Annotated in this window: 9 protein-coding genes; 4 read left to right on the top strand and 5 right to left on the bottom strand. The window is 61.8% G+C overall.

Going from position 1 to position 10,133, the window contains the following annotated elements:
• Positions 1 to 167 precede the first annotated feature (167 nt).
• From asnB to nadE, 4 genes are read left to right on the top strand one after another with little or no spacing between them, the layout of a single operon-like run.
• Positions 168 to 2,117 (top strand): asparagine synthase (glutamine-hydrolyzing), encoded by a 1,950-nt coding sequence (gene asnB / locus GJ654_RS16070; RefSeq protein ID WP_155447193.1) that lies wholly within the window; start codon positions 168 to 170, stop codon positions 2,115 to 2,117.
• 12 nt (positions 2,118 to 2,129) lie between these two features.
• Positions 2,130 to 2,387, top strand: a complete 258-nt coding sequence (locus GJ654_RS16075; protein ID WP_246664785.1) for an acyl carrier protein — start codon at positions 2,130 to 2,132, stop codon at positions 2,385 to 2,387.
• 12 nt (positions 2,388 to 2,399) lie between these two features.
• The gene (locus GJ654_RS16080) at positions 2,400 to 3,938 is read left to right on the top strand and encodes a class I adenylate-forming enzyme family protein (protein ID WP_155447195.1); all 1,539 of its coding nucleotides are present in this window, start codon (positions 2,400 to 2,402) and stop codon (positions 3,936 to 3,938) included.
• Complete coding sequence (gene nadE / locus GJ654_RS16085) at positions 3,935 to 4,921, top strand: NAD(+) synthase (protein WP_155447196.1); 987 nt, start codon at positions 3,935 to 3,937, stop codon at positions 4,919 to 4,921. Before GJ654_RS16080 ends, nadE begins: the two co-directional genes overlap by 4 nt.
• A gap of 4 nt (positions 4,922 to 4,925) precedes the next feature.
• Here nadE and GJ654_RS16090 read toward each other — a convergent pair whose 3' ends face one another.
• The 5 genes from GJ654_RS16090 to GJ654_RS16110 all read right to left on the bottom strand — a co-directional run bounded on the left by GJ654_RS16090 (position 4,926) and on the right by GJ654_RS16110 (position 9,692).
• The gene (locus GJ654_RS16090) at positions 4,926 to 5,543 is read right to left on the bottom strand and encodes an acyltransferase (protein WP_155447197.1); all 618 of its coding nucleotides are present in this window, start codon (positions 5,541 to 5,543) and stop codon (positions 4,926 to 4,928) included.
• Positions 5,540 to 6,067, bottom strand: coding sequence for an acyltransferase (locus tag GJ654_RS16095; protein WP_155447198.1), 528 nt, complete (start codon positions 6,065 to 6,067; stop codon positions 5,540 to 5,542). Before GJ654_RS16095 ends, GJ654_RS16090 begins: the two co-directional genes overlap by 4 nt.
• 1 nt (position 6,068) lies before the next feature.
• Positions 6,069 to 7,598, bottom strand: a complete 1,530-nt coding sequence (locus GJ654_RS16100; RefSeq protein WP_155447199.1) for an oligosaccharide flippase family protein — start codon at positions 7,596 to 7,598, stop codon at positions 6,069 to 6,071.
• Positions 7,599 to 7,790: 192 nt separating this feature from the next.
• Positions 7,791 to 8,660 carry a glycosyltransferase family 2 protein gene (locus GJ654_RS16105; protein WP_155447200.1) on the bottom strand — a complete coding sequence of 290 codons (870 nt, stop codon included), beginning with the start codon at positions 8,658 to 8,660 and terminating at the stop codon, positions 7,791 to 7,793.
• 6 nt (positions 8,661 to 8,666) lie between these two features.
• The gene (locus GJ654_RS16110) at positions 8,667 to 9,692 is read right to left on the bottom strand and encodes a GNAT family N-acetyltransferase (protein ID WP_196305586.1); all 1,026 of its coding nucleotides are present in this window, start codon (positions 9,690 to 9,692) and stop codon (positions 8,667 to 8,669) included.
• Between the last annotated feature and the right edge of the window lie 441 nt (positions 9,693 to 10,133).

Here is a 10,133-nt window from a genome sequence, read left to right on the forward strand (position 1 = left end):
GAAGCTCGGCAGCCAATTCTCGCCCGGCGCAAGCCGAGCTTAACAATATTTCGTAAATGAATCACAGTTTACTAAGATTCTTGGTTTCGTTTGCTGCGTATATCCGCGCCGCCTATCATGTTTTCCGTAATGACGTGTCCTCCTTCCCAATGATTCAGGGATTGCGCATGTGTGGCATCGCAGGTTTTCTGGGACGGAGCGCCGATCCTGCCGCTAAGGAACTGGCGCAACGCATGATTTCCGCCCTCGCGCATCGCGGCCCCGACGGGAGCGGCGTGCATGTCGACGGTCCCGTGGCGCTCGGCCACACGAGGCTCAGCATCATCGATCTCTCGGGCGGCCACCAGCCCCTGCTCGACGAAAGCGGCGATCTCGCCATCAGCTTCAACGGCGAAATCTTCAACTATGTCGAACTCCGCGACGCGCTCGTCGCGGGCGGCGCGCGGTTCCGCACGAAGTCGGACACGGAGGTCATCCTCGAGCTTTATCGCGCCAAGGGCGAGGCCTGCGTCCAAGACCTGAACGGCGATTTCGCCTTCGCGCTCTGGGACCGGCGCCGGCAAAAACTGATGCTGGCGCGCGACCGCATGGGCGTGCGGCCGCTTTACTGGACGCGTGCGAAAAACCGCCTCTATTTCGCCTCCGAGGTGAAGGCGCTGCTGGCGACCGGCGAGGTCGAGGCGCGGCCCGACCCCATCGGCCTGGATCAGCTGTTCACGCTCTGGGGCGCCATTCCGCCGCGCACCATGTTCAAGGGCATCCAGCAGCTTCCGCCCGGCCACGTGATGATCGCCACGCCGGACAAGGTCGAAATCCGCCGCTACTGGCGCCTGTCCTTTCCGACCGCCGCGGAGGACGCCGCCGCGCGCGTCGACGAGGCGGCGCTCGCGGAGGAATTGCGCGCGCTGCTCGCCGACGCCACGCGCATCCGCCTGCGCTCCGACGTTCCCGTCGGCGCCTATCTCAGCGGCGGGCTCGATTCCGCCATCACCGCCACGCTCGCCTCCGACATCGTCGCGCAGCGACTCAAAACCTTTTCCGTCACTTTTGAAAGCGGCGAGTTCGACGAGAGCGCCTTCCAGGCGCAGATGGCGGAGGCGCTGGGAACGGCGCACGCTTCCATCGCCTGCGCGAAAAGCTCGATCGCCGCGATGTTCCCCGGCGTGATCGGCGCCATCGAGCAGCCCGTGTTGCGCACCGCGCCGGCGCCGCTCTACCAGCTCTCCGACTTCGTCCGTCAGAGCGGTTTTAAGGTCGTGCTCACCGGCGAGGGCGCCGACGAAGTGTTCGCCGGCTACGACATTTTCCGCGAGGCGAAGGTGCGCGGTTTTTGCGCGCGCCAGCCGGACTCGGCGTGGCGTCCCCTGCTGTTCGGAAAACTCTACCCCTGGCTTCCCGGGCTTCAGGCGCAGAGCCCGGCCTATCTGAAGGCCTTTTTCGGCATGGCGCTCGATCGCGTCAACGATCCGCTGTTCTCGCATCTGCCGCGTTTCGAGACCACGGCCAAGGCCAAGGCCTTCTTCTCAAGCGACCTCAAAGCCGCGCTCAAAGGCTATGACGCGCTCGCCGAATTGCGCGCCGACCTGCCCGCCGAATTCATGCGCTGGACGCCGCTGGCGCGCGCGCAATATCTCGAAACGACCTACCTGCTGCCAGGCTACATCCTGTCCGCGCAGGGCGACCGGGTCGCGATGGCCCATGGCGTCGAGGGCCGCTTTCCCTTCCTCGACCACCGCGTCGTCGAATTCGGCGCCCGCGTCCCCGCGCGCTTAAAACTCAAGGGGCTGCGCGAAAAGCACATTTTGCGCGAGAGTTTTTCGAACCGCCTTCCCGCCGCCATCGGCAATCGGCCGAAGCAGCCGTATCGCGCCCCCGACAGCGCCTCCTTCTTCGGCGCGGACGCGCCCACTTACGTCGCCGAGCGCTTGTCGCCTGCGTCCGTCGCCTCCGCCGGCCTGTTCGACGTGGGCGCCGTCACAAAACTGGCGCGCAAATGCGCGGGCGGCGGCGCGCCGGGTTTTCGCGACAACACCGCGCTGGTCGGGGTGCTCTCGGGGCAGCTTTGGAGCGAGCAATTTTTCCGCGGCGCGGCGCAACGGCGCGCCCCTGCGGCCTGAATGGAGACAGACATGATTGAAAAGGACATCCGCGACTTCATCGCCCAGGACCTGCTGTTCGTTGACGACGTCAACGACATGGCCGGCGACCAGTCCATGCTCCAGGCGGGCATGATCGATTCCACCGGCGTGCTCGAACTCGTCGCCTTCCTCGAAGGCCATTTCGACATCGCCATCGCCGACGCCGACATCGTCCCCGAGAATCTCGACACGATCGACGCCCTCGTCGCCTTCGTCACGCGGAAGAAGGGTTTGGCCGCCGCCGCATAAGGGAGCACGTTCATGCGCGTCGAGCATTTTCTGGAAGCCAGCGCTCAGGTTTGTCCTGACAAGCTCGCCCTGATCGAGGGCGGGAACCGGTTGACCTATCGCGCGCTCGACGAGGCCGCGCGCACGCTCGCCGCCGCCCTGGCGGAGAGGGGCGTGGCGCGCGGCGACCGCGTCGTCATCTTCGCCGACAATTGCTGGGAGGCGGTGGTCGGCCTGTTCGGCGCGCTCAAGGCCGGCGCGGTGTTCTGCATGGTCAATCCCTCGACCAAAGCCGAAAAACTCCGCTTCATCCTCGACGATTGCAAACCGACAGCAGTGATCACCATCGCGCGCCTGCTGGCGACCGCGCGCGCCGCTCTGGCCGAGCAGGCTTTTGTCAAAACCGTGCTGGTCGCCGGCGGCAAAACCGATCTTGCGGCGAACGAAACGCCTTTCGCCGAAGCGCTGGCGCCGCGCGAAAAACCTTTGCGTTTCGCGGGGATCGCCTGCGATCTCGCCATGCTGGTCTACACCTCGGGCTCGACGGGTTTTCCCAAGGGCGTGATGATGACGCACCAAAACGTCGTCGCGGCGGCGACCTCGATCACGACCTATCTGGACAACACGCCCGACGACATCATTCTCAACGTCCTGCCGATTTCCTTCGACTACGGCCTCTATCAAGTGTTGATGGCGGCCAAGGTCGGGGCGACCCTGGTGCTGGAAAAATCCTTCGCCTTCCCGCAGGCGATTTTTAATCGCATCCGCGCGGAGAAGGTCACCGGTTTTCCCATTGTGCCAACCATCGCCGCGCTGATCCTGCAAATGCGCGATCTCAAGCCCGGCGATCTCGACCTGCGCTACATCACCAACACGGCGGCCGCGCTGCCGCCGGCGCATATCCAGCGCCTTCAAGAGCTGTTTCCGGCGACGCGGCTTTATTCCATGTACGGCCTCACCGAATGCAAGCGCTGCACATACCTGCCGCCCAGCGAGTTGAAGTCGCGGCCGTCGTCGGTGGGCGTCGCCATTCCCGGCACCGAAGCCTATGTCGTCGACGACAATGGCGAAAAGGTCGGGCCTGACGTGGTCGGCGAACTCGTCATTCGCGGCCCCCATGTGATGAAGGGCTATTGGCGCAACCCTGAGGCCACCGACAGAGCGCTGCGCCCCGGCCCCCACCCCTGGGAAAAGGTTTTGCACACCGGCGACCTCTTCCGAACCGATGCCGACGGCTTTCTCTATTTCGTCGGGCGCAAGGACGACATCATCAAGTCGCGCGGCGAAAAGGTCAGCCCCAAGGAAGTCGAAAGCGTGCTGTTCCAGTTGGAGGGGGTGAAGGAGGCCGTGGTCATCGGCGTCCCCGATCCGGTGCTGGGCGCGGCGCTCAAAGCCGTCATTGCCCTGGCGCCGGGGGTCGCGCTCGCCGAGCGCGACGTCATCCGTCATTGCGCCGCCCGTCTCGAGGATTTCATGGTGCCGAAATTCGTCGAGTTCCGCGCCGAATTGCCCAAAACCGACAACGGCAAGATCAGCCGCCGCGAAACCGCGCTCCTGGAGGCCCAGTCATGAATATCGTCGCGCCCCTCCCCTTCTCGCTGGCCGCCTTGCGTCTCGACGCGGAAGCCGAGACGCGCCGCATCGCCGCCGCCCTGCGCGAACAGGTCCTGCATCGCTTCCGCAAGCGCGGCGTGATCGTCGGGCTCTCCGGCGGCATCGACAGTTCGGTCACCGCCGCGCTCTGCGTCGAAGCTGTTGGCGCCAAGCGGGTGCTCGCGGTTTACATGCCCGAGCAGGATTCCGATCCCGAAAGCCTGCGGCTTGGAAAAATGGTCGCGGAAAAACTGGGGATTGCCGCCGTCACCGAGGACATTTACGGCATTCTAGAAGCCAGCGGCTGCTACGCCCGCCGCGACGCCGCGATCCGCTCGGTGATCCCGGAATACGGGCCGGGCTGGACCTGCAAGGTCGTGCTCGACGACGACATGCGCGCCAAGGGCTACAATCTTTCGACCCTGGTGGTTTGCGCGCCTGACGGGACGCAGCAACGCAAACGCCTGCCGCACGACGCCTATCTCGCGATCATCGCGGCGGCCAACATGAAGCAGCGCGCCCGCAAGCAGATGGAATATTACCACGCCGACCGCCTGAACTATGCGGTGGCCGGCACGCCGAACCGGCTCGAATACGACCAGGGTTTTTTCGTGAAGAACGGCGACGGCGCCGCCGACGTCAAGCCGATCGCGCATCTCTACAAGACGCAGGTCTACCAGCTCGCGGAGCATCTGGGCGTTCCCGCCGAAATCAGCCAGCGTCCGCCGACGACCGACACCTGGTCGATGCCGCAGAACCAGGAGGAGTTTTATTTCTCGGTCGATCACCGGACGATGGACTTGTGCCTCTACGCGCTGGAGAACGAAGTTTGCGCGCAGGACGCGGCCTCGGCCTGCGGGCTGGGCGTCGCCGAGGTGGAGGCGGTGTGGAAGGATATAGCGGCCAAGCGCAAGGTCGCCGCCTATCTCCGCGCCCCCCCGCTCACCGTACAAGAGGTGTGATCGGTCACGGCGCGGCGGCTTCTTGGCCGGACGCTCGACCCTCCTGGCCACGGCGGCTCGAAACGTCCCCCGTGAAATCCTCGCCACTCGACACGAGTTCGAGCGGAAAGCAGCGCGCGGGGTTGCCCATCGCCAAAGTGTTCGCGGGCACATCGCGCGCCACCACGCTGCCGGCGGCGACCACGGAGCCACGGCCGATCCTGACGCCTGGCGCGATGACGGCTCCATGCGCGATCCACACATTGTCCTCGACCACGATCGGACCTGTCGTCTCGAACTCCGGCGCGGAATCGTCCAGCCGCGCGAACGATCCAATCATGCAGTTGGCGCCGATGCGGACGGATCGTGAGGCCTTGATGATGCCGCCATAATTGAAAACGACGCGCTCACCAATGACGATCTCAGCCCCGGCGTCGCACAAAAGCTCCTGCGGCGCGATTCCACGGCGAAAGTGCGCACGCCGGCCGATGCTGACGCGGCCCTTCGCCGCCAGCACGATGTCGTCCTCCACCCGGACGCCGCGCGCCAATGCGCAGCCACGGAGCACAAGGAGCGCGCGCGGTTCGTAATAAAGCGCGTCGATCAACCGATAGAAAATTCTGCTGAGGACCTTGAACGTCATGGCGCCCGCCTCCGCTCGACGATCCGCGCCGGATATCCCGAAACCACCACGTTCGGAGGGATCGTCCGCGACACGACGGAACGCGCGCGGACCGTGACATTGTCGCCGATGCGCGCGCCCGGGAGCAGGATGACATTGTCCTCCAGCACGACATTCTCGCCGACCTCGATCGGAATCGGACGCGGAACCTGATCGCGTTGCCGAAGCGAATGCCAATTCGTATCCAGAATCTTGCAATACATGCCGATGCGACAGCCGCGGCCCAGCGTCACCGAATGGGTGGCCTCGATGGAAGCGCCGGAGCCGATGATGACGTCCTCGCCGATGTCCAATCGCCCGCCGGATTTCACATACAATTCGATCGGGCGCTGCCGGGCGTCGAGAACAGTGTTTTTGCCAAGAGACAATCTCCCCAAGCCGCGATACCAGACGCACCCGTGAATTTTCGGCTGCGCGCCAAGGCAGGCGAAAAAAAGCTTGAAACGGGATAGCCCATAGAAAAACATCATTCGACTGAAACCCATGTCAGGTTCTGGCTCTGCCGACGCTCAACGTGCGCGAGACAACGCGCTCGATCGGCAACACGTGGCGGAGCCTGTCGCGAACATCGCGATAGACATGCGGCGCCCAATGTCGAACCGCCAAAAGATACGCGCACCCGCCGAGCACGACGACGACAGCGATTTGCAAGATCAGCCTGCCGCTGAGCATGGGCGCCTGCGACACCGCGTAAGCGCCGCCGATGGTCGTTCCGGCCAAGAGAACCGGGACATAAAAGCACGAGAGAATACGCCGGATGCTGATCCCTTCCTTGAGGAAAACGATCGAAGTCAGATAAATCGGATGCAAGATGTAGTACACGCTGACGCCGATGGCGACGCCGACGGACGACCCCATGATCGCGCCAAGACCGACAAAAATGAAGAAGAACGGCGCGCTAACGCACTGGTAGCCCAGGAGCTTCGAAAAACCTCCGCGCGCCTGGAGAAGGCTGCCCGCCGCCCATGAGACGGCGTCAAGAGGAAGACCGATGCTGAGAATCTGGATGAGCGGAACAGACTCCATCCAGCGCGCACCCAGGACGAGTTGCAGCCCTGGGTCGGCGATCGCGGCTTGCATGAAACACACGGGAACCGTGACGAGCCCGAGGAATTCCGCCATTTTGAATGCGATATCCCGCTGCCTGACCGGTTCGCGATTCAATGTGACCAGAGTCGGACGCAACACACTGGAAAAATTCGAGGCCAACATCAACACGGGCTGCGACACGATCCGGTAGGCGAAGTAATAAGTCCCCACAACCGCTGGCGTCGCGAGGAGTCCCAGCGTGATGAAATCACCCTGGCTTATGCAGACGTAGAGCATGCTGATGCCGAATACGCTCGCGCCTCGCCTGAGCATGCGGCTTGTTCCTTTCGCCAATCGAAAGGGACGCAAAGGCATCGGCGCGGTTCGCCACATCACCACGGCGCGCACAATCGCCAGGAGTGGCAAGGGTAGAACGAAGCTGACAGCCCCCAACCCGCGCCAGGCGAAAACAATCATCAGCAATTGCGTCGCCACCAGTTCCACCGAGCCGTAGACGGCAAGGAATTTGAACCGCAGCATCGACTTCAATCTGGCTTGCGGGACGGTGGACAGCGCCGCGATGGGAAGGCTGACCGCGACGATCCAGACAAGGCGCGCGACTTCGTCATCATGATAGAGCTTCGCCCCGATCGGGGCATAGGCCGCCATGGCCAGGGCCCCCAGGGTGGCCGCGCCAAGACTGAGCACAAAGGCTTGCGTGGCCCAAAAGCGCATTCTGGTATGACGTTGCTGAAAAACGTCTTCTATGCCGAAGCTCGTCAGGCTGCTGAAGAAAAAGGTGATGGTGTAGGCGAGCCCCAGAATGCCGAACTCGGCCGGCGCGAGCAGTTTCGCCAGGACAAGTTGACTGAGGAGCGTCACCACGCGGCTGCCGATGTTCAGCAAAACGGTCCAGGCGACCCCGGACGCCGCTGCTTTTCCGATTTCCGGAGCCGCGCTTGCACCCTTGTCCGAGTTGTCAGGCATTCGTCCTTGTCCGTCGGCGTTTCGAGCAATCTGATCCAGATCATGCTCAGAAAGATATCAATGCGCCGCTAACTCGCCTGCTTAACGAAAAGCCACTGTTTCCCGATGTTCGAACCGGTTTCGATGTTCGGGCGCATGTCCAATTCCGCTCTCGCTGCGGCTCCCGCGCCTGCGCTAGGCGAACTCGGATCCTCAGCTCGGCTTCGGATGCGCCCGTTTCGCCATCCAGTTCACAGATCGGCGCCGCAAGGAATTCAGGACAAAGAGCGCGGCCAGTCCGTAATATTCGATCGAGCCTCTTTCCTGACGATATCTGTTCCTGGATTGCAATCGACCTTCGCGTTCCCGCGCCAATTGAACCGCATCGGGATGAGGATCATGCATCAGGGAAGGACTGCCGATTCTGTATTTCAACACAATGTCGTCGAGATAAAGCGCGCCGAACGCGCGCATCATGCGCGTATTGAAATCCGCGTCTTCCATGAGCCTGATCGTGGGATCGAACCCGTTCAGCCGCACGGCGCACGCGCGGCGCACGACCGCGGCGCTGCACACCAGCAAGGTGCCGCCAAACAGCATTTCCGAGACAAAGCCCCATCGGGTCCCAATCCGCCCCCATGCCGCCGCATTCCGCGCGGCGTTGCTGAAATAAAGCCTCTCGTGCGCCATTTGCTCCGGGGAGCAATCGCCAAACGGCTCGATCCGACCAAACACCATTCCGACGTCGGGATGGTCAAGAAACGCTCTCTTGACCCTGAGATAATGCCCTTCCGGCACGAGATCGTCATCATCCAGAAAGTGGAGATAGTCGCCACTGGCCTCGGCGATCGCCAGATTTCGCACGATGGAGGGGCGCCCGCCCGTCGGCTCGGGAGTCTTGCGATATGCCACGCGAGAATCCGCGAGCGTCTCTACGACATCACGCGCCGAACCTTCGGGGCTGTCGTCGACGACGAAGACTTCGATGTTGACGCCATCTTGCGCAAGCACGCTCTCCAACGCCGCACGGAGCTGCGCCGGTCGCCGAAACGTGGGAATGATGATTGAAAATTCTGCAGCCATTATTCCCTACGAATAGCTCGACGAGGACCCGTATCCCAGAATGCGCTTGAAATGTTGAAAGGTGGAAAACAACGGTCGCGCTGAGGTGACGATCATTCGCGTCCTCAGCTCTCCGCCAAGATGGCTGAGGAACTCGGCGGTGCCGGTCGTACTGACGCCATCCAGATCGAATATCAGCCCCAATTCATGGGCCTTTTGCATCGCCGTCCAGATCAACAGGTTCACCGATCCCTTGTCGCCCGCTTCTGGATACCGCACCGTCAACAAGTAAGACATCACCCGGCGATCCCAGACGACAAAGGTCATGGCGATCGGCGAACCGCTTTCATCGAGGCAAGCGAAAATCTCTCCGCAGCCTCGCGCGCAACACGCCGCATGGATTTTTGAAAATCGTTCCAAAGGAAGGTTCGACTTCAATCCTTTAGCCAGCAAGCACTTGTTGTAAAATTCTGTAAATACGTCGGGATCATTGATGGAAACGACGCTGTAGTGATTTTGAGAGGCCCGAATGTTGCGTCGCGCTCTGGGGTGCATTTGCTGGAGCAGCACGTCAGGAGTGTCGCGGCAATCGATATGGAAGGTATATTGTGTTCGAACCTGAAAGCCATATTCCTGAAACGCCAGGCCATCTGCGAACGCCAAGCCATCCTGACATGACGGGTCGCAAATCTGAAAAAAATAGTCATGCTTTGGAAGCTGCTCTATCAGCTTCTTAACAATTGCGACCCGGTTCTTCAGCTTTGTCTGGTATTTTCCGTCATTCTTTACGACACAAGGACCAAGCGCATGTGTAAATGGCGGCAACATGAGTTGAGTAAAGCCAAACCGTCTGATCACGACGTAGGGAAGCCGACCAACAATTTCGTTCCCTTCGGAGACCTCGACCTCTGAAAACTGCCCCCCGGAAACGGCGTCCAACCACCAATGCTCATGAAACAGGGTGGCGTTTTGGGCGTCATTCGCGCCAATAGGCGGGCGTTCATGGAGTTTGGGTTGCGAAGACCGCGATTCCGTTTCCCGCGTCGGAGACATTTCACAGTCCACAGTCATCTCTCCGTTGACCCCCGCAAGTCAGCGCGCCGCCTCGCCCCAATGAAAGCCAAAACCATCGCGTATCGTCAGGATCGGGCGATCCGCGACCTTGAGATACGCCTGACGGCAGTTCTATATCATCCTCAGACGCCCAAAAACACCACGCGGCGGGTACAACGGCGATCTCCTCGGCGTTGTGGTAAAGACGGATGAACAACAGGGCATGCTGTTCCGCGCTCCCGCGCCATCGGCGTTGGTGACGAACTCGTCAAGGACTTGACCTAAACCAGGCAAGACCGAGTTGATCCAGAGACGCCTGCATCCACGCGTTCGTTCGAACAGCGAAAAGCCCAAGGCCAGTTATGATCCTTGGGCTTTTTATTTAATTTGGTTGCGGGGACAGGATTTGAACCTGTGACCTTCAGGTTATGAGCCTGACGA

It is taken from the genome of Rhodoblastus acidophilus, assembly GCF_009720655.1.
GTDB classification, from domain to species: domain Bacteria; phylum Pseudomonadota; class Alphaproteobacteria; order Rhizobiales; family Beijerinckiaceae; genus Rhodoblastus; species Rhodoblastus acidophilus_A.